A 20,628-nucleotide genomic window follows, 5' to 3' on the forward strand; every position below is an offset into this window, starting at 1 on the left:
CCTCTCAAGAGTCGAATTAAATGGCCTTCGCAAAAAGCGTCAGCAACCGTGACACCTCGGGCGCCAGGGCATCCCGGCCTGCCTTGATGTACTTCCGGGAATCCACCACTGAAGGATTCGCAACCAGGTAGTCCCGGACCGCGCGCGTGAAGAACCCATTCAGGTGGGTGGATACATTGATCTTAGTCATCCCCGACCCGATGGCAGCCACAATCGACTCATCCGGGACCCCCGATGAACCGTGCAACACGAGCGGCACGCCAAGTGCCGACTTCAACCGGGTGATGAGCCCCAGGTCCAGGGCTGCGCTTCGTTCCGTCATGGCGTGGGAAGAGCCCACGGCCACGGCCAGCGCGTCCACTCCGGTGGCTGCCACGAATGCAGCGGCCTCATCGGGATCTGTTCGGACGCCCGGAGCATGGGCGCCGTTCTTGCCGCCGACTTTGCCCAGCTCGGCCTCGACATAGACGCCCCTGCTGTGTGCATATTCCGTCACTCGCCGGGTAGCGGCGACATTCAGTTCATAGGCCAGGTGGGCGCCGTCGTACATGACGGACCCGAAGCCCAGATCAACGGCCTGGAGGGCCAGCTCTTCGGACTCGGCGTGGTCCAGATGCAGGGACACCGGAACGGCGGCCTGCCTGGCGACCGCCAGCGAGGCGAGCGCCAGGGGCTCCAGACCGCCGTGGAAAGCGGCGCAGTTCTCGGAGATCTGCAGGATCACCGGCAGCCCGGCCGCCTCGGCACCGGCCACCAGCCCCTCCAGGGTCTCCAGGTGGACTATATTGAAGGCGCCCTGGCCGGCGCCGCGTTCCGCAGCACTGTCCATCAGATCACGGGTGTTGACCAGGGTCATGGAATCTCCTTGTGGGTGACGATCAGCTGATCGGCAAGTTCTGTGTGGCGGGGCGAGATCTCCCCTGCACCGGGCATCAGCACGGCTGCAGCGGACCAGGAGGTGGCCGCCCGGAGGATCTGCTCGAGGTCAGTAATGCCGTTGGCAAGTGCGACGGCGGCGGCCGAGACTGCCGCATCTCCGGCGCCGGTGGGGTTGCCGCAGAGGGCCTCCGGTAGCCGTGCTTGCCAGTAATGGCCTGGTGCGGCGGCATCAAATGCCAGCATGCCGTCGGGACCGGCGCTGACCAGAACCCGCTTGGCGCCAAGGGAAATGAGCTTGAGGGCGGCCGCAACCAGGTCCTGCTCCCCCACTGCCTCGATCAGTTCATGATTGTTTGGCTTAAGAAGATCTGCTCCGGCCTTCGCAGCGGCGACAATCCCGGGACCGGAGGTATCGATAATTGCCGGGACTCCGGCGTCGTGCGCCAGTTTCACCAATGCCGGGTAGAAGTCCCGGGGTGCGCCGGCCGGAAGGCTGCCGGACCCCACCAGTACACCGGCCGGGTGGCCATCATCCCCGCTGAGGCTTTCCACGACGGCGGCAGCCAGGGCCTGCCATTCAGCCGGTTGCAGCGGCAGACCACGTTCATTAAAAATGGACGTATCCCCGCTGACGGTATCCACCAGCGCGATGCTCCGGCGGGTCTCAGCCTGCGCCCGGATCAGACGATGGGGCACACCGCTGGCTTCAAGCTCGGCGGCGAACGCCGCACCGGAAACACCACCGGCAGGGACGATGGCCAGGACGGGGTTCCCCAGCTGGTGGGCCACCCTGGCGACATTCAGTCCTTTGCCGCCGGCCCGGACCAGCGGCGTTTCCACCCGGTGGCTTCCGCCGGGGGTAATGCCGTCAACCTGATAAGTGACGTCGACTGCGGGATTCGGCGTGACGGTAATGACACGCCTCATGTGGAGACTCCCGCCGGTGTCAGCAGCATCCGGGCCTGCAATGCAGCGCCAATCAGGCCCGCATTCTGTCCCAGCTGCGCCTTCAGGATCTGCGGGCGCCGGTGGAAGGTCAGAAGTTCATCCACGCGCCGGCGCAGGGGCGCCAGGAGTTCCTCGCCGGCTTCCGAGAGCCCGCCGCCAACCACCACAGCCTCGGTGCCGATGATGTTGACACACTGGGCAATGCTGAATGCCAAGGCCTCGATGGCATCCATCCAGATCTGCTGCGCGGTGGCATCATGTGCCAGGGCAAGCCTCAGCACACCCCTGGCGCCATTCACTTCAGTACCTGTCAACGCTGTGTACCGCTGGGCAATGGCACCGGCGGAACCCACGGATTCCAGGATGGCTGTGCCTTTGCCGGACGGATCCGGCACCAGGGCGTGCCCCAGCTCGCCGGCGTAGCCGCCGGCAGCCACGGGCCGGCCACCGGAGAACACGGCGCCTGCGATCCCCGTCCCGAGAATCATCACCACCACGTCGCTGAACCCTTTGGCCGCACCGAGACGGAGCTCGGCGCTGCCGGCTGATCCGACGTCGTGCCCGAAAGCCACCGGCACCCCAAGGCGCCGCTCGGCCTCGAGGGTGAAGGGATAGTTCCGCCACCCGAGGTTTGCCGAGAAAATACCGGTCCCGGCCGCAGAGTCAACAAGACCCGGCACCATCAGGCCGGCTGCCGCGACGTGAATATCCGGAAACTCGCCTGCCAGATCTGCGGCGAGTCCGGCCACGCAGTCCAGCACGGCTTCCGCTGTCCTGTTCCCTGAGAGTGGGGTTGCAACGCGCCTGAGGCCGCGGATGGCGCCGGACGCATCAACGATTCCGGCTTTCATGTCTGTTCCGCCGACGTCGAACGCCATCACAGCGGCGGGTGCCGGACCGAGGGAGACTGGTCGGCGTGGTGTGGGGGCGTGTGACATCAAGCTGTGCCTAGACCGTGGCGTCGAGGATGACGGAACGGGTGAGGTTGCGGGGAAGGTCCGGGTTGAGACCGCGGACCCGGGCGCGCTCCAGCGTGACCTTGTGGACGCGGGCAAGTTCAGCCAGCGGGTGCTTGTCCGTGTTGATGTACAGGGCGCCGGTCTGCGCAACATCGGCGTCGAGTCCCTCCGGCTGCTCGCCGAAGAGCCAGGTGACCCGGCCGGGAGCGGCAATGGAGATAGGGCCATGACGGTATTCCATGGCCGGGTAGGACTCGGTCCAGCCCTGCACTGCCTCGCGCATCTTCAGCCCGGCTTCGTGCGCCAGCCCGACGGTCCAGCCGCGGCCCAGGAACGTGAACTGCTCGGCGTCAAGCAGTTCCTGCGGGACATCTGCGGTCACTGCCGTCCGGGCATCTTCAACCGCCTGGCTGAGGTCGATGTCGAGGCTGGTCAGGAGGTAGGCCAGCGCGGACGTCGCAAAGCGGGTCTGCACCACCGACTTCTCGTCGGCGTACGGCAGGCCGATGATGGCGTCGGCCAGGCCGACGATCGGGGATTCGACGTCGCCGATCAGCGCCACGGTGCGCACCTTGCCCCTGAGATCGGCCAGCAGGCCGAGTACCTCGGTGGTGGTGCCCGAACGGGTGATGGCAACCACAACGCCGTAGTCACGGGCGTCACTGTTGCTGTTCAGGAACGCCTCGGATGCGGCAAACGCATCCGTCAGCCCTTTGCCTGCGGTCTCGCGGGCAGCGGCGTAGCTCTGGGCCATAAACCAGGAGGTCCCGCAGCCGATGACGGCGACACGCTGGCCATCGGCAGGAAGGAGGTCCTCGGCCTTGGCCTGGGCGATGGCTCGCGTCCAGACCTCGGGCTGGGACGTCAGTTCTTCATCCATGAACGCTCCAAGCGTGGCGTCAGTCATAGGTTTTGTGCTCCTTAAGCGGTGAAACAGTGCCTTCCCGGCTGCAGCGCGCAGTTCCGGCATAGCTGGTGACGTTTTTTGACTAATACTAAGACTAAACGAGCAACATCAATCGCACAAGAATCACTTCTGATTTTTCCATCGCGCCTACGCCGAAAATCGCCCGGAAGCAATGGGGCAACGGCCCCGCCGTCCTGGATGTTCGCTTTTGTGAGTTTGAGTCATTATTCGGTTAGCTCTTGTCAGATTGTGGTGAGGTGGGACACTCTAGAACAGAACCGCACCAAACTGATCGAATCTTATCGGAAACAATCAACAAGGAGCATTGATGCCCCGCATCCCGCTACCAGCGCGCCTCACAAGCCTCAGCCTGGCCTGCGTCCTGGCAACCTCATCACTCGCACTCATGGCAACCACCCCGGCGCACGCCGACGTCCTGTCCCCGGCTGGAACAGAGACCATCACCTCCGGAAACATCTCTGTACTGGTCTCAAAGTCCTTCCCCCAGGTCATCCGCTACACAGACGTAGCAACACAGTCCAGCCTGTCCGGCACCGCCGAGCAGCTGAACACCATCACCATCAACGGGACTGAACAGCCCGTGACCGTGACGTCCAGCAAGTCCGGCGAGACCGCCGTCGACTACGTCCTGACGGTTCCGGGCATGGGCGGGATCACGCTGGATGCCCGCCTCTCCGCGGACAACAGCGTGGTGACCTTCAACGTCACCAAAATCAATGACGCCCCGGCCAACCAGGTCAAGACCCTGCAACTCCCCAAGTTGAACCTCGCCACTGTCTCCTCCGCTGAACCGGGCGCGCAGGTTTCCACCGCCAACCTGTCGGTGGACCGGGCCAAGACAGGAGACATCTTTACACCCGTCACTGCCACCACGCCGGTGGACGCCGCGGCTAAGGGCTCCGCCTACGCACTCGCCAACACAGCGAAGCTGGGGGCCGCCTTCGAGTCCAACTCCCTCTATGACACCTCCTCCGGAGCCGGTTACAAGGACCAGGGACGCTTCTGGCACCAGGCCGTCAGCAACGGCAGTGGCGGCGTGCAGATGGGTGTGGCCAGCGGACAATGGCTGTACCGCGTGGACGGATCCAATAAAACCGAGGAACTGCCCTGGACCCGCGTGGCCATCACCCCGGATGCCAACGCCGATTCCGTGGTGGACTGGCAGGACGCCGCGATCGCCATGCGGACCATCGAGGTCAGGGCCTACAAGGGTGGCCAGACACCGGACAACGTCATCACCCACATTCCGTTCAACTTCGCCTCGCAGGCCACACACCCGTTCCTGCGCACGCTGGACGACGTTAAGCGGATTTCCCAGGCAACAGACGGCCTGGGCCAGGTAGCCATGCTCAAGGGCTATACCTCGGAGGGTCATGACTCGGCCAATACCGACTACGGCAACAATTTCAATACCCGCGCCGGCGGCCTCAAGGATCTCAACCGACTGGTCTCAGCCGGCAAGGAATGGAATGCCAGGTTCGGCGTCCACATCAACGCCACGGAGATCTACCCCGAGGCAAAATCCTTCGCCGAGGATCTGCTGACCGCGAACAAAGCGCTCGGCTGGAATTGGCTGGACCAGTCTTACAAGATCAATCAGCACCAGGACATCATCTCCGGCAAGCTCGCCCAGCGCATCAAGGAACTTGCCGATGCCACGGACGACAACCTGGACTTCGCCTACGTTGATGTCTACTACGAATACGGATGGCTCGCCGAGACCATTCAGGACGAACTGGTCAAGAACGGTTTCCGCGTGGGCTCCGAGTGGGCCGACCACCTCAGCCGCAACAACACCTGGTCGCATTGGGCGAACGATGAAAGCTACGGCGGAAGCGCCAACAAGGGCGTTAATTCGCAGATCCTGCGCTTCATCAACAACACCCAGTCCGATGTCTGGAACCCGGACGCCAGGCTGGGAGTCTCCCACATCGTGGAGTTCGAAGGCTGGACCGGCCAGAACGACTTCAACGCCTTCTCGAAGAACATCTGGACCTCCAACCTGCCGGCCAAGTTCCTGCAGCACCACGAAATCACCAAGTGGACCGCTGACCGGATCGACCTCGCAGACGGCGTAGCCGTCACTGGCAACACGGCGGCCGCACGCGACATCACCGTCAACGGCGCTTCCGTGCTCAAGGGCGGAAAGTACCTGCTTCCGTGGGCTTCCGCCGAAGGCGGCTCACTGGACAAGCTCTACCACTACAACCCTGACGGCGGCAGCACCACTTGGAAGCTGACCGATGCCTTTGCCGGTGCCACCAGCGTGCAGCAGTTCAAGCTGACGGACACCGGCCGCGTCAAGGTAGCCGATATTCCGGTAGTCAACGGTGGAATCACCCTGGTTTCCGACCCCGCACAGCCATATGTCCTGGTGGCGAACGCTGCGACTGTCAGCATTCCCGCTGACGCCTCCTTCGGCGAAGGCACCCGGATCAAGGACCCAGGCTTCAATGCCGCGGACCTGAAAAAGTGGACGACGTCCGGCGACGCCGGGATCGTCCGTGACAGCCTCGGCCGCCGCTACGCCGAACTGGGCGCCGGAGCCTCCTCAATTTCCCAGGAACTTCTTCCGTTCAAGGCAGGCACCTACTCCGTCAGCGCCTTTGTCGAGGTTGAACCGGGGCGGACCCGTGCCGCGACGCTCAAGGTGGAGGTGCCCGGAGGCAAGACCCAGAGCATCACAATCGATAACTCTTCAGCCATCAACTACGTGGCCGGTGATGAAAAGACGGACACCAATTTCCAGCGTGTGCGCACTCTGATCGACGTTCCCAGGAATGGCGCCAAGCCCAAGATCACGCTGACGGCAGGCGAGGGTACGGCCAAGGTCCGTGCGGATGACTTCCGCGCAGTTGAAACCAAGTGGGTCCCGACAACAGGCGTCCTCAGCGAAGACTTCGAGAATGTGGACCAAGGCTGGGGCCCGTTCGTCAAGGGAAACGCAGGCGGCTCCACGGACCCCCGCACCCACCTCACCGAACGCAACCAGCCCTTCACCCAGAAGGGGTGGAACACGAATGTCATCGATGAGGTGCTGGGCGGAACCTGGTCCCTGATCGCGCATGACGAAAATCAGGCGCCCGACGGCGGCCCCGGACTGGTGTACCGCACCACGGACGCTACTGTTCCGCTCGCGTCAGGCCGCAAGTACAAGGTCTCGTTCGATTACCAGAACTCCAAGGCCAACGAGTACAGCTGGGTCAGCGGATACGACACCACGTCCGGACCCACCACCACCCAGTCGCAGACGCTTGGCAAACAGACTGGTACAGCACGCTTTGAGCAGCAGTTCACTGCCGGTTACTGCGGCGACTACTTCGTGGGCCTGCAGCGGACGGGCTCCAGCGAGGGCTCGGACTTCACCCTGGACAACGTCCTGGTTGAAGACCTTGGTGAATCCACTGAAATCCCGGCCTGCGCTACGCTGACGGGAACCCTGGCCACACCCGTCATCCAGCAGGACCGGGCCACTGATTTCACCACGGTGCTGACGTCCACCGAACCGGCCGCAATCAGCAACGTCGAGGTCAGGCTCGCCTTGCCGGAAGGCTGGACGGCCGCCGCGGCAGACGCCGCCACTGCGGCTACTCTCCCGGCTGGCGGTTCTCTGACCACCAGATGGAAGGTGACGGCACCGGCCAGTGCTGACGGCAGCTTCGACATCGGCTTGACCGGAACGTACACCACGACGTCGGCTCCTGTGGGACCGCGTACCGTTTCCGCCATGACGCAGGTCCGCACGCTTCCACGTCCTCCGCAGGCGACGGTGTTCGCCAGCGACCACCCGTGGGTCAGTGCCACGAACGGCTGGGGCCCGGTCGAAAAGGACCGGTCGAACGGTGAGCAGGGCGCCGGCGACGGCAAGCCACTCACACTGAACGGCGTCACCTTCACCAAGGGCCTGGGCGCGCACGCCCCGTCAACCGTCCGGTACTTCCTGGGCGGCTACTGCACCAGATTCACCGCATCCGTTGGCATCGATGACGCACAGACGGGCCCGAACAGCTCAGTGGCCTTTGTGGTCAAGGCTGACAACAAGATGGTCAAGCAGAGTCCCGTGATGGGTGCCTCCACCACTACCTTTCAGATTGATGCAGACGTCACCGGTGCACAGTACGTGGATCTGTTCGCCGACGCCGGTGCGCAGAACTTCAACGACCACGCTGATTGGGCGGACGCCAGGTTCACGTGCTCCGGCACCCGTGTTGATGCGCCGCCGGCTGCTCTGTCCGGCACCGTGTTCGCCTCCGACCTGCCGTGGGCAAGCTCCACGAACGGCTGGGGTCCGGCGGAACGCGACCAGGCAAACGGCGAGCAGAACGCCGGTGACGGCCCTGCGCTGAAGCTCGACGGTGTGACCTACGCCAAGGGCATCGGCGTCCACGCGGATGCCGATGTCACGATCGCCACCGTGACCAGGTGCCAGTCCCTCCAGGCGATCGTTGGTGTTGATGACACCAAACTCACCAAGGGCCTGCACGGATCCGTGGTGTTCATCGTGAAGGGTGACGGTGTGGAGCTCTTCCGCAGTGCTGTGCTCAGTGCCGATTCTGTAGCGCTTCCGGTAAATGTGAACATCACCGGAAAACAGAACGTGCAGCTCATCGCAGACAGGAATGGTGACGACGCCGGCGACGACTGGGGCGACTGGGCAGACGCGAAGTTTCTGTGCAGCCCCTGAGTAGCTGACTGGAAAAGGGCCCCCTCCGCACGGAGAGGGCCCTTTTCCAGTCAGGTCGTATCTCGACCGGACACTTACCGGGCGCGGATCCCTGCCCGCCACACCGCATGGGTGAGCGGGATCCCCGGACGGTACGCAAGATGTGTGGCTGACGGTGCATTGAGAATATGCAGGTCAGCCCGGTGTCCGACGGCGACGGACCCCACCGCGCGTTCGCCGTCGACGTCGTTCCCGGATTCCCGGTGCAGCGCCAGCGCGCCGCCGTAGGTCGCTGCCCGGACGGCTTCGTGGACACTGAGCCGCATCTGGAGGACCGCGGTGGTGACGCAGAAAGCCATGGAGCTCGTGTACGAGGTCCCTGGGTTGCAGTTCGATGCCAGGGCCAGCTGGACGCCGGCGTCGAGCAGTTCGCGGCCTGCGGCCAGCTGCTGACGCGTGGAGAGGTCGCACGCCGGAAGGCACGTGGCCACCGTTCCGCGCATGCCGGAACCGGATGCCGCGTCCCAGGAAGACCAGCTGGACGCGAGGGCATCGACGTCCGCGGCGGACAGGTAGTTCACATGGTCCACGCTGGCCGCACCGAATTCCACGGCCAGCTGCACCCCGGCTCCTTCTCCCAGCTGGTTGCCATGCACCCGCAGCCCCAGCCCGGCGTCCCTGCAGGCCTGCAACACCCGACGGGACTGCTCAGCGGTGAACGCGCCCTCTTCGCAGAACACGTCCGCCCAGCGCACATAGGGACGGACTGCCTCAAGCATGGGCCCGCATACAAGGTCCGTGTACTCGTCCGGATCGGCGCCCGCCGGGACAAGGTGCGCCCCAAGATAGGTCACCTCGTCAGCAACCGTGGAGGCAATCCGTGCGCTGCGCGCCTCATGCTCAACGTCCAGGCCGTAACCGGTCTTGGTTTCCAGATAGGTGGTCCCCTGCGAGACCGCCTCGGCAACCCGGCCCATGGCCAGCCTGGTGAGATCAAAATCCGACGTGCTCCGGGTAGCCCCGGTGGTGACGGCGATTCCGCCGGCACTGTAGCTCTCCCCGGCCATCCGGGCCTCGAATTCGGCGGTCCTGTCGCCGGCAAAGATGAGGTGTGTGTGGGAGTCGACCCAGCCTGGCAGTACGGCGCGCCCGCCGGCATCAACGGCGTCATCTGCCGCCGGCGCGTCTGCTGCCGTGCCGATCCAGGAGATCCGCTCGCCTTCGATCACCACGGCCGCGTCCTTCAGGACCCGGTGATTAAGGTCCTGGGTCATCAGTTCGCCGATGTTGGTGATAAGTGTGCTCATATGACCATTGTTCAGCGCCGGATGGACCAGCGCGTGGCGGCCAGCAACTCCGCCGTCCGGGATACCGGACTGCTCCCGGATCCGGCCAGGATCTGAGCGGCGGCCAGTTCGGCCATGGCGGAGGACGTCTGGAAACCGTAGCCGCCCTGGCCGGCGAGCCAGAAGAAACCGGGGGCCTCGGCGTCGAACCCCGCTACCGGGACGCCGTCGGCCGCTTCCGTACGCAAACCGGTCCACGCCTTGCGGACGCCGCGGATTCCCAGGGTGGTCAGGGCGTTGAGCCGCGCGATGAGCCGGTCCACATCGCCGGCGAACGGCTGCGCATCCTCCGGACCGCTGGGAACCGTTTCCGACGGGGAAATCAGCACGTTGCCGCCGTCGCGGCGGAAATAGAAAGAGCCGTCAGCTGCCGCCACCATGGGCGTGCCTTCGGGGAGCGGATGCTCGACGTCGACAATGGCCGCCGTGCGGCGGTACGGCTGAAGCCCGAGCTTCTCCACGCCGCTGATAACGGCGAGCTCGTCTGCCCAGGCGCCGGCGGCATTGACCATCACGCCCCCCTCGAACGCCTCCTGGCCGGCACCGAGCCGCCAACCACTGCCTAGCCGCTGGGCCGAGTGGACGCGTGCACCGGTGATGATGTCGACGCCCGCGGCCGCTGCCTGTTGTCGGTGGTCCTCGAGCAGTACAGGCGCATTGCACGCGAACGAACCCTCATCCAGACCGGCCGCCGTGAAGGAGCCTGGTTCCAGTGCGGGGCAGAACTGCAGAGCCTCAGCATGCGTGATCCCGCGCATGTGGCCACTTGCTTCTGCCCGGACCGCGTCCTCATCTCCGATCAGCATGAAGCTGCGTGGCGAAAGGACAGGTTGGGGCAACAGAGCGTCTCTTGCGGCAATTAACTCAAGTGTGCGGACCGTGAGTTCCTGCACCACGGCAGGTCCGTAGCTCGGGATCAGCTGGCGGGCAGAGCGTGAGGACGTGTGGTACGCCAGCTCCTGCTCGGCTTCGACGAGCGCAACGGTGCATTTTCCCGCAAGTGCGGAGGCCAGGGACAGCCCGGCAATGCCTCCGCCCACGATCACCACATCATAATTCGCAGCCATGCCCCTATCCTTGCAGACGGCGGCAGGCTTTCCCGACTGCCGGCCGCCGTCAGGCTTTTGCCGGCTGCCGTCAGGCGGCCACGGCGTCACGGCTCTTGACGAACGCCTGCACGCACGCCTCGACGTCGTCCGGGCTGTGGGCGGCGGACAGCTGGACCCGGATGCGGGCTGCCCCGCGCGGCACTACCGGGAAGCTGAAGGCCGTGACAAAAACGCCGTTGTGCAGCATTTCGTCTGCGACCTTGGCGGCCATCACGGCATCGCCGAACATCACGGGGACTATGGCATGCTCGCCGTCGAGCAGCTCAAAGCCCTCTTCCGTCATGCGGCTGCGGAAAAGCGCGGCGTTCTCGAAGAGCCTGCTGCGGAGCTCACCGGACGTCTCCACGAGGTCCAGTGCCTTCAGGGTTGCCGCCACGATTGCCGGTGCCAGCGAGTTGGAGAAAAGGTACGGGCGGGCCTTCTGGCGGAGCATGGCCACCACTTCGCTGCGGCCGGAAACGTAGCCGCCGGACGCGCCACCCAGGGCCTTGCCGAACGTACCGGTGTAAATGTCCACGCGGTGGCTGACACCTGCGTGTTCCGGCGTGCCGGCGCCGGTGGCGCCCATAAAGCCCACGGCATGGGAGTCATCCACCATTACCAGGGCATCGTGCTTTTCCGCGAGATCGCAGATGGCTTCCAGCGGCGCCAGATAGCCGTCCATGGAGAACACGCCGTCCGTGACGATGATCTTGCGGCGCGCACCCTTTGCAGCAATCAGTTTCGCTTCGAGGTCCGACATGTCCTGGTTGGCATAGCGGAACCGCTGTGCCTTGCAGAGCCGGATGCCGTCGATGATGGAGGCGTGGTTCAGGGCATCGGAGATGATGGCATCTTCCGGGCCGAAAAGGGATTCGAAAACACCGCCGTTGGCGTCGAAGCAGCTGGAGAACAGGATGGTGTCCTCGGTGCCGAGGAACCTGGCGACACGGGCCTCCAGTTCCAGGTGCAGATCCTGGGTGCCGCAGATGAACCGTACGCTGGCCATGCCGAAACCGCGCTCGTCCATGGCGGACTTTGCCGCGGCGATGATCTCCGGGTGATCGGCCAGGCCAAGGTAGTTGTTGGCGCAGAAATTCAGGACGTTGGTGCCGGCCCCGCCGATCTGGCCGGCGTTGATGTGGCTGGACTGCGCAGAGTTGATGCTGCGCTCGGTCTTGAAGAGTCCGGCGGTGCGGATCTCGTCCAGCTCGGCCTGCAGCTGGTCCTTGATTGCGGTGTACATAGCTCTCCTTAGATTTCTGTCCAGTCGAGGACGACCTTGCCGCCGACGCCGGCGCGGGCGATTTCGAAGCCCTTTTCCCATTCGGTTGCGGGAAGCTTGTCCGTCACCACGGCGGAAATGTTCGCATGCAGTGCCGGGTTGGAGGACAGCATGGCGCTCATGGCGTACCAGGTTTCGAACATTTCCCGGCCGTAAATACCCTTCATGGTCAGCATATGCGTGACCACCTTGCCCCAGTCGATGTTGATGGACTGGCTCGGCAGGCCAAGCATGGCAATCCTGCCGCCGTGGTTCATGTTCTCGATCATTTCCGGCAGGGCTGTTGGGTGGCCGGACATCTCCATGCCGATATCGAAGCCTTCGCGCATGCCGAGTTCGCGCTGCGCATCCTTGATCCGCATCTTGGAGACGTCGATGGCCAGGTCCACGCCCAGTTGACTGGCCAGTTCCAGCCGGGGCGCCGAAACGTCCGTGATGGCGATCTTGCGTGCACCCGCGTGGCGGGCGACGGCGATTGCCATCAGTCCGATGGGGCCGGCACCGGTGATCAGCACATCCTCGCCTACCAGCGGAAAGCTCAGGGCTGTGTGGACGGCGTTGCCGAAGGGATCGAAGATGGCGCCGAGTTCCGGCGTCACGGACGGATCCTGATGGACCCACACGTTGGTCTCGGGAATGACCACGTACTCAGCAAACGCCCCGTCACGCTGGACGCCGACGCTGACGGTGTTGATGCACATCTGCTTGCGCCCGGCGCGGCAGTTGCGGCAGATCCCGCAGACGATATGGCCTTCGCCGGAAACGCGGTCGCCCACCCTGACGTCCATCACGTCCTCGCCGGTCTCCACCACTTCGCCGTAGAACTCGTGGCCGGCAATAAGCGGTGCCGCGATGATGCTCTGCGCCCAGGCGTCCCAGGACTGGATGTGCAGGTCCGTGCCGCAGATGCCGGTGGTCATCACACGGATCTTGACGTCGCCGGGGCCGGTTTCGGGCTCGGGGCGGTCAACCAGCTCAAACCCGGCATGCGCGCCGGCCTTGTACAGAGCCTTCATGGGCTTCCTTACTCTTGGAGCCGCGGGCAGCTTGCGCCACCGGGGCTGTGGGATGACTCACTTCATTAGAGCGACTAAAAAGCATTAGCACAACCGGGAATTTCTCAATCGACGATTTAGGTTTTACTAAGGCATAGAATCTGAGACATGGAAATCCATCAGCTGGAGATGCTCCGCGAACTCGGCGCCCTGGGCAGCGTCAAGGCTGTTGCCGAAACGCTGCTGGTCACGCCCTCCGCGGTCTCGCAGCAGCTGGCACTGCTGCAAAAGAGCGTCGAGGTTCCGCTCACCCGCAAGGAGGGCCGGAACCTCGTGCTGACCGAAGCCGGACAGGTGCTCGCTGACGCGGGTGCCGCCGTCGTCAGTGCCATGGCTGATGCCAGAATGGCGATCGGCGCCTATCACGGCTCCCCCGTGGGTCCGGTAACAGTCAGCGGGTTCCACAGTGCCGGCCAGGCACTCTTTGCGCCGCTGGCGCGGCTCCTGGATGCGCCGGGCAAGCCGAAGGTCCTGCTGTCCGACGAAGATGTGGCACAGCAGGACTTTCCGGCACTCACGGCCCGCTATGATCTGGTCCTGGCGCACCGGATGGACCACAGCCCCCGGTGGCCGGCGGAACGCGTGGCAGTGATCCCGCTGGCACATGAGCCGCTGGATGTGGCGCTGCCTGCCGGGCACCGGCTGGCAGGCCAGCAGGCGCTGACGGCGGACGACGTCGTCGGCGAACCATGGGTGACCAGCCACACCGGATACTCCCCCGCTGACGTGTTGTCCGCCGTCGCCGCCGTTTCCAGCAGGGAACTGAACATTGTCCACCGGATCAATGACTACTCGACAGTGGCGGCGCTCGTGGCCGCCGGCGGTGTGATCGGGCTGCTGCCGAGGCACACAGCGCGGCCGGTGCTGAACCCCGGCATTGTGCTGCGGCCGCTGCAGGGCATCAGTACGCGCAGGCGGATCGACATTCTGGCGCGGCCGGAGAACCTTAAACGGACCTCGGTCATGATGGTCTGCGATGCGCTGCAGACCATCATGACCGGGCTTGTATCGGGTGATCGAGCCCGTCCCCGGTGATCGAGCCTGCCGCCGGTGATCGAGCCTGCCGAGATCCCGGCGGGGGTCGGCAGGCTCAACCACCGGACTCCGTTCAGACCGCCTGTTCACTCCGGGCCGGCTGACCCGCGTTGAAGTACTCCTCCAGCTCCGCCGGCAACGCGGGAACTTCGCGGGCAGAACCGTCTCCGCGGAGGGACTGGGTGGCCAGCACACCCGCGGCCACCGACTGGCGGGCTGCGATGGGGCTGGTCTGGGTCTGTCCGCCATGTGAGGCGAACTCCAGGAACTCTGCGATCAGGAGTGGATCGGCGCCGCCGTGGCCGCCTTCGCCGTCGAGAATCTCGATCACCTGGTCCGGCTCCGCGAAACCGGTGGCTGTCCGGGACGTCCAGACGTTGATCTTGTCGCCCGGGCCGTCGCCGAAGTTTTCGATCCGGCCTTTGGTGCCGATCACCGTGTAGTTCCGCCAGTAGTCGGGTGTGAAGTGGCACTGCTGGTAGGACGCCAACACGCCGTTGTCCAGCACCATCTGCATCATGGAGATGTCCTCCACGTCGATCACCGGGCTGAGCTCGGTCTGTTCCGTGGGAGGCCAGTTCTCCAGCGAGAACCAGTCACCCATGCGCCGGCCGGTGTTGTCCCGGCGGTCCTTGACGTCGCCGTAGACGGCAAGATCCCCGACGGCGGACACCCGCCTGGTGTAACCGTTCGCCAGCCAGTGGATGACGTCGATGTCGTGGGCACCCTTCTGGAGCAGGAGCGACGTGACATTTTTGCGCTCGGAATGCCAGTCCTTGAAGTAATAGTCGCCGCCGTTGCCTACAAAGTGCCGGCACCAGACTGCTTTGACATCTCCGATCACGCCGTCTTCAATCAGCTCGCGCATCTGCACCACCACCGGCATATGGCGCATGTTGTGCCCCACGTACAGCCGTGTTCCGGTTTCATAGGCGGTCTGCAGGATCAGGTCCGCAGCCTCCAGTGTGACGTCAAGCGGTTTTTCGCAGAACGTGGCAATACCGGCCTTGAGTGTGTCCACGGCCACCAGGGCGTGCTTGTTGTCCGGTGTCAGGACCATGACCGCATCGATGCCGCTGGTGAGCAGATCGTTGAGATCAGCCGTGACCCTGGCCGTGGGGATCTTTTCCGCGGCATCCGCCCGGCCGCGTTCGCTGGTATCGCACACAATAGTCACCGCAGAACCATGGCCCGGCTTGTGGACGTGCTTCCACAGACTTGCCCGCAGGCCGAATCCGACCAGGCCGACCTTCATGTCAACAGTTCCCATTACTAAACGATTCCTCCTGCTTGGTTGCAGCCCCTCGGGGCCAACATGCGTCCCCGGATGCGCCTGGATTCCCAGGAACGCCGGCGCATGAAACTTATTGAATTTCGGGGTGTTTCGGTTTCAGCGGAGCCGATTCGCGGACGAACAGCTCCCACGGGAAGTCCAGGACGCCGGGATTCTCATCGGCTCCCAGCGCGCGGTCCATCAGCCGCCGTGCCAGGCTGTCAAAGAAGTCAACCGGGCCCACGGTACTCAGGGAGGGTGTCATCCGTTCCCCTTCCACCGTGTTGCCCACACCGATGATGTCGATGTCCGTGCCAACAGCCAGACCCATGCGGTGCGCCGCATTGATGGCGCTGACGGCCGCATAGTCGGTGGTGGCATAGATGGCCGTTGGCCGATCATCCAGCGACAGCAACCTGATGGTGGTTGCATAGGCGCCGGCGGATGTTCCGTCAAAAGTCCCCACGTAGTCGTCCCGGAGAGGCAGCCCGGCCGTTCTGTGAGCGTCCAGGTATGCCTTGAACCGCGGACCCTGCAGGGCACTCGTGGCCGTTAGGCACGCTATTTTCCTGTGGCTGGCCAAGAGGTGTCCCATGGCAAGTTCACAGCCGGGTCCCGCAACGGACCGGATGACGTCAAAGCCCTCAGGCTCCATTGACTCGTGGAACACCAGCAGCTTGGTCCCCCGGCCCGCCAATTTAACGAGTGCCTGTTCGTCGTCCCCCTGGACAGCATCCACAAAGACTGCATCGGCACTGTGGCTCTGGAGGACCTTGGCCCAGTCGGCGTCGGCAAGAATCATGGGCGTGATGCCCAAGGGAGCCGCCGCCCGCTGGACAGCTTCAATCACGGCAAGAGCCCACGGGTCCGAAAGCATGGTCAGGGACAGGATCACGGTGTTGGTGCGCCCGGTCCGCATGGCGCGGGCGGCCTGGTTGGGCTTGTACCCCAACCGGTCCGCAGCGGTTCTGACCCGGCTGACAGTGGCGTCCGAGACGCCCGGACCGGATTCACCGCGCCGGCCGGACAGCACATAGGAAACAGTTGCTGTGGACACCCCGGCTTCCGCGGCGACCATCCTGATGGTCGGACGAAGTGCCGTGCGATTTGTCACCGTCATCAATCCCCCTTGTGGACCCGGCAGCAGTCCTTCGACCGGGGCCGGCTGGCTGCTGGATGTCGGGTTGTGCGGCGGTGCCACTGGCCCCGCCGCACAACCGTCATTCTATGAGTTGAAGACCGGCACGCCCGCGGGCAATGCGGCCTGGTATTCTTCACGCATCTTATTGCCGCCCTCGGACTGCCAGCGCTTGACTGCGTCCTTGAGGGCGTCGATCTTCTCGCGGCCGGTAATGATGTCAACCACCTTGTCGCGAAGCTGCTTGGTGAGCTTTGCACCCACCTTCGCGTTGGTGTCCGAGTAGCTGCCGTTGGTCGGGTTGCGCCAGGCAAGCTCGAGCAGCTTCTTCTCCTGCTCGTTGACGTACTTCGTGTCGTCGTCGAAGCCCGGGTTGAAGACGACGTTCTCCGGACTGGACATGATGTTCAGCGCCGATGCGAGGCCTGGGACGTTGGTGGACCCGGACTCGCTGAGCACGGGGTTGCCTTCGCCGTTCAGGGTGTAGTCCTGGCCCGCTTCGCCGTAGTTCTTCTGCATGTACTCCGCGGTGCCGAACGGTGCCGAAAGGTAGTTGATCAGTGCGAGAAGTTCGCGGATCTTGCCTTCTTCGGCTTTCTTGAACGGTGTGAAGCCGACGGTGCCGTAGCCCATGTCATAGGTGGGCTTGATCTTGCCGTCAGCGCTGAACGGAACCAGGACATCGAACCGGGTGGACTTGTTGAGGGCCCGGTAGCCCCTGATGTCGTGCGGACCCACAATGACCTGAGCAGCAACACTTCCGTTGGCCACCCGCGTTTTGATGTCAGATGCCTTGCTGTCCGGGTAGAACACCCCGGCCGCAAACATCTTCGCGGTGAACTCGATGCCGGCAGCATACTGGTCCGTCTCGAAGAGGTGGGTCAGGGTGCGGTCCTTGTTGACGGCCCAGCTGTTGGGGGCGCCAAACCACTCGGTCACCATGTGCAGCATGTTGGTGTAGGCGGGTTCCAGCGCATATTTCTGCTCGCCCGGGCGTGTCAGTTCCTTGGCTTTTTCCAGGAATTCGTCGGCATTGGCTGCGTTGAAGCCGCCTACTGCGTCCCAAATATCGCTTCGGCCGGTCATTACCTGACCGAACGGGGTGCTGGGGATGGGAGCTCCCCAGATCTTGCCGTTGACGACGGCGGTCTTCCAGGAATCCGGCTTCAGCGCGGCCAGGTTGGGATACTCCAGCACGGCATCGCCCGAAAGGTACTTGGTCAGGTCCTGGAACTTGGCCTCAAGCATGGGACCGATGTTCGGGATCCCCTGGTTCGGCGGAACCCACATCATGTCGGGGAGATCGTTGCTGGCAAGGACGGTGGCAAACTTTGCCGGGTAGCCGTCTCCGATGTCCTCGGCAATCTGCAGCTCCAGCTCGCCGCCGAGCTTGGCATTGAGTCGCTGCCAGAAGTGGTTGTCCTTCATGGCCGGGCTCATCGTGTCAAAAGTCTCGGTGAGGCCGGTGACCTTGCCCTTGAGCGGCGCAGCCTTGACGGACTGCATGGCCTCGGGGAGCTTGAAGAATGCTGCCTGCAGACCCTTTTCATTGCCGGGAATGTCGGCGGTGAAGCCGGTGAATTCCTTGTACGTGGGGAGCTTCACGGCAGATGAGGCAGCGGCGCCTCCGCTGCCTGAGCCACCTCCGCCGGTGCCACAGGCGGCCAGGCCGGCAGTGGTGACGGCCAGGCCTGCAAGGCCAAGGAAGCCGCGTCGGCTGAATCCAGTCTGTCCGGAGGTAGTACTCGTCATGGCGTGGACCTTTCTAGTTTTTCTTGGGGAGTTTGGTAGTGAGGTGCGATGGGTTCAGGGTTGGGGGGGGGGCTAGCCCTTGACTGCGCCGGTGATAACGCCCTTTGCAAAGTGCTTCTGCAGGAACGGGTACACCATGAGGATGGGGACCAGTGCCACAACAACCACTGCCATCTGGATGGACTGTGGCGGCGGTGTGGTGGTTATTCCCAGCTGGTCGGCCGCACCGCTGCCCTGGACAACAAAGTTGCGCAGGAGCAGCTGGATGGGCCATTTGCTGTGGTCGTTGATGTACAGGAGGGCGTTGAAGAATGAGTTCCAGAAGCCCACGGCATAGAACAGGCCCACCACGGCAACCACGGCCTTGGAAAGCGGAAGCACGATCTTCCACAGGATCTGCCAGTCGCTGGCTCCGTCAATCCGGGCGCTTTCGATCAGTTCGCCCGGAATGTTCATGAAGAAGGAGCGCATCACCACAAAGTTGAAGGCCCCGAAGGCGCCGGGCAGGATCAGTGACCACAGCGAGTCCAGCAGGTTGAGCTCACGGATCATGAGGAAGGAAGGGATGAGTCCGGGGGCGAACAACAGGGTGAACAGGATGGCCAGGATGACAGGCCGGCCGAACAGGACCGAGCGGCTGGTGGCGTAGGCCATGGTGATGGTCACGAACAGCGCCAGCAGCGTGCCGACCGCTGTGATGAAGAGGCTCACTCCGAGCGACTGCAGGACCATGGGGCCACGGAAGATGGTCTGGTAGGCCTCGAGCGTTGGCCGCTCCGGCCACATCACGAAGCCGCCTGCGGCCACGAGCTGCTCGTTGTCGGCGAGCGAGGTGGACACCACCAGCAGCATGGGAGCCAGGATGGAGATGCTGAAGAGCACCAGAACCAGCGCTTTTATGCTCTGGTAGAGCGGTGAGGGTTTCTCTTTCCAGACGGGCCGTTTGGAATCGTAGCTCAGCCCGGAAGCTTTCTTGGTAAACAGTGTTGTTGCCATGTGGGTCTCCTTTTGCGGCGGCCGGATCCGGCTAGCCGACCTTCTTCGCAAAAATTCCGTCTTCACCGAACTTGTGGGCCAGTTTGTTGGCTCCCCAGATAAGCAACAGGCTGACCACGCCCTTGGCCAGGCCGGCCGCTGCACCTGAGCTCCAGCCGCCCCCGACAACGCCGGTGTAGTACGTGAATGTGTCAAGGACTTCGGCTGCACCTGCCCCCACGGCATCGCGCTGGAGGATGAACTGTTCAAAGCCAACGGAAAGGATGTCACCGATCCGCAGGATCAGCAGCAGGACGATCACGGGGCGCAGTCCGGGCAGCGTGATGTGCCAGACCCTGCGCCAGCGGCCGGCGCCGTCGGCTGCGGCAGCCTCGTAGAGCGAAGCGTCAATGCTGGCAATGGCTGCCAGGAAGATGATCATGGCCCAGCCGGCGTCCTTCCAGATCATCTGGACAACCACCAGCACAGGGAAGGTGTCCGGATTGGTCATGAATGGGATGGCGTCCACGCCGAGGTGGCGCAGCGAGTTGTTGATGAACCCTGCCCCGCCGAGCATCTGCTGGAAGAACGCGATGACCAGCACCCAGGACAGGAAGTGCGGCAGGTAGGCAATGCTCTGGAAGACCTTGCGGATGCGCGGACTCGTCAGTGAATCCACAATGAGGGCCAGGATCAGCGGCACCGGGAAGAGGAACACCAGCTGCCAGGCAGCCAGGTAGAGCGTGTTCCAGAACGCCTGGACGAAGTCCGGGTTGATAAACAGATCCGAGAAGTTCTGCCAGCCCACCCAGAGGCTGTCCCCGATGCCCAGGTACGGCTGGTAGTCCTGGAACGCGATGACATTCCCGATGATGGGGATGTAGAAGAACAGCAGCAGGAACAGGATGCCAGGCACCATCATCAGCAGCATCTGCTTGTCGCTGCGCAGGCGGCTCTTGAAACTCTTCTTCTTCTGAAGTGGGTGTACCGGCGATGCCGTCTGCGGCCCTGACTTCCGTGACCGGCGGGCCTTCGGGGATGGCGTGGTGCCGGTTCCGGCCGAAGCCTGGACGCGGTCCGGCGCCGGGAGCGCCGGCACCTCCTCCGTCGTCGAGTTCATGCTCTCTCCTCGTTTGATGCGGCCACAGTCCAAAGCACTGGTCTTTTGGGCCATGTGATGTAAACCACGTTCGTTAACCGTTTAACAAAGCGTAAGTGATGGGGGTCTCATTTGCAAGAACATGATTGGAAGCCGACGTAAACATCATGTTTCGTCATGTGGTCGAGGCGTTCGCTCCCCGTTC

Annotated in this window: 15 protein-coding genes; 2 read left to right on the forward strand and 13 right to left on the reverse strand. The window is 63.7% G+C overall.

Features of this window, described 5'->3' with window-relative positions; translation table 11 throughout:
* Positions 1–16: 16 nt before the first annotated feature.
* The 4 genes from V3C33_00545 to V3C33_00560 are packed head-to-tail and all read right to left on the reverse strand — an operon-like array spanning position 17 to position 3,693.
* Complete coding sequence (locus V3C33_00545; protein XAS67867.1) at positions 17–856, reverse strand: class II fructose-bisphosphate aldolase; 840 nt, start codon at positions 854–856, stop codon at positions 17–19.
* A complete protein-coding gene (locus V3C33_00550) occupies positions 853–1,806 on the reverse strand; it encodes a 1-phosphofructokinase family hexose kinase (GenBank protein ID XAS67868.1) in 954 nt (317 codons plus the stop codon). The genes V3C33_00545 and V3C33_00550 overlap by 4 nt, the downstream gene beginning before the upstream one ends.
* A complete protein-coding gene (locus tag V3C33_00555; protein ID XAS67869.1) occupies positions 1,803–2,765 on the reverse strand; it encodes an ROK family protein in 963 nt (320 codons plus the stop codon). Before V3C33_00555 ends, V3C33_00550 begins: the two co-directional genes overlap by 4 nt.
* A 10-nt stretch (positions 2,766–2,775) precedes the next feature.
* On the reverse strand, positions 2,776–3,693 hold the full coding sequence (locus tag V3C33_00560) for an SIS domain-containing protein (GenBank protein XAS67870.1): 918 nt from the start codon (positions 3,691–3,693) through the stop codon (positions 2,776–2,778).
* A 328-nt stretch (positions 3,694–4,021) separates the two neighbouring features.
* Between V3C33_00560 and V3C33_00565 the strand changes: the two genes are divergently transcribed.
* Entirely contained in the window at positions 4,022–8,398 is a 4,377-nt protein-coding gene (locus tag V3C33_00565) for an endo-alpha-N-acetylgalactosaminidase family protein (GenBank protein ID XAS67871.1), read from the forward strand.
* Positions 8,399–8,472: 74 nt separating this feature from the next.
* Here the strand turns inward: V3C33_00565 and hutI are convergent, their stop codons facing one another.
* The 4 genes from hutI to tdh form a co-directional block, all read right to left on the reverse strand.
* Complete coding sequence (gene hutI / locus V3C33_00570) at positions 8,473–9,684, reverse strand: imidazolonepropionase (GenBank protein ID XAS67872.1); 1,212 nt, start codon at positions 9,682–9,684, stop codon at positions 8,473–8,475.
* Between the two features lie 11 nt (positions 9,685–9,695).
* On the reverse strand, positions 9,696–10,790 hold the full coding sequence (locus V3C33_00575; GenBank protein XAS67873.1) for an FAD-dependent oxidoreductase: 1,095 nt from the start codon (positions 10,788–10,790) through the stop codon (positions 9,696–9,698).
* Between the two features lie 70 nt (positions 10,791–10,860).
* The gene (locus tag V3C33_00580) at positions 10,861–12,057 is read right to left on the reverse strand and encodes a glycine C-acetyltransferase (GenBank protein XAS67874.1); all 1,197 of its coding nucleotides are present in this window, start codon (positions 12,055–12,057) and stop codon (positions 10,861–10,863) included.
* A gap of 8 nt (positions 12,058–12,065) precedes the next feature.
* Complete coding sequence (gene tdh, locus V3C33_00585) at positions 12,066–13,112, reverse strand: L-threonine 3-dehydrogenase (GenBank protein XAS67875.1); 1,047 nt, start codon at positions 13,110–13,112, stop codon at positions 12,066–12,068.
* A gap of 147 nt (positions 13,113–13,259) precedes the next feature.
* On the opposite strand from tdh, the gene V3C33_00590 reads away from it, so the two are divergent.
* The gene (locus V3C33_00590) at positions 13,260–14,186 is read left to right on the forward strand and encodes a LysR family transcriptional regulator (protein ID XAS67876.1); all 927 of its coding nucleotides are present in this window, start codon (positions 13,260–13,262) and stop codon (positions 14,184–14,186) included.
* Between the two features lie 73 nt (positions 14,187–14,259).
* Here the strand turns inward: V3C33_00590 and V3C33_00595 are convergent, their stop codons facing one another.
* The 5 genes from V3C33_00595 to V3C33_00615 all read right to left on the reverse strand — a co-directional run bounded on the left by V3C33_00595 (position 14,260) and on the right by V3C33_00615 (position 20,444).
* Positions 14,260–15,456: a Gfo/Idh/MocA family oxidoreductase gene (locus V3C33_00595; GenBank protein ID XAS67877.1), complete on the reverse strand. Its 1,197-nt coding sequence runs from the start codon at positions 15,454–15,456 to the stop codon at positions 14,260–14,262.
* Positions 15,457–15,550: 94 nt separating this feature from the next.
* On the reverse strand, positions 15,551–16,579 hold the full coding sequence (locus tag V3C33_00600; protein XAS67878.1) for a LacI family DNA-binding transcriptional regulator: 1,029 nt from the start codon (positions 16,577–16,579) through the stop codon (positions 15,551–15,553).
* Positions 16,580–16,684: 105 nt separating this feature from the next.
* The gene (locus V3C33_00605; protein ID XAS67879.1) at positions 16,685–18,349 is read right to left on the reverse strand and encodes a sugar ABC transporter substrate-binding protein; all 1,665 of its coding nucleotides are present in this window, start codon (positions 18,347–18,349) and stop codon (positions 16,685–16,687) included.
* Positions 18,350–18,421: 72 nt separating this feature from the next.
* Positions 18,422–19,345, reverse strand: a complete 924-nt coding sequence (locus tag V3C33_00610; protein ID XAS67880.1) for a carbohydrate ABC transporter permease — start codon at positions 19,343–19,345, stop codon at positions 18,422–18,424.
* A 31-nt stretch (positions 19,346–19,376) separates the two neighbouring features.
* Positions 19,377–20,444, reverse strand: coding sequence for an ABC transporter permease subunit (locus V3C33_00615; protein ID XAS67881.1), 1,068 nt, complete (start codon positions 20,442–20,444; stop codon positions 19,377–19,379).
* Positions 20,445–20,628 lie beyond the last annotated feature (184 nt).

This window comes from Micrococcaceae bacterium Sec5.7 (genome assembly GCA_039636785.1).
In the GTDB taxonomy this organism is placed as follows: domain Bacteria; phylum Actinomycetota; class Actinomycetes; order Actinomycetales; family Micrococcaceae; genus Arthrobacter.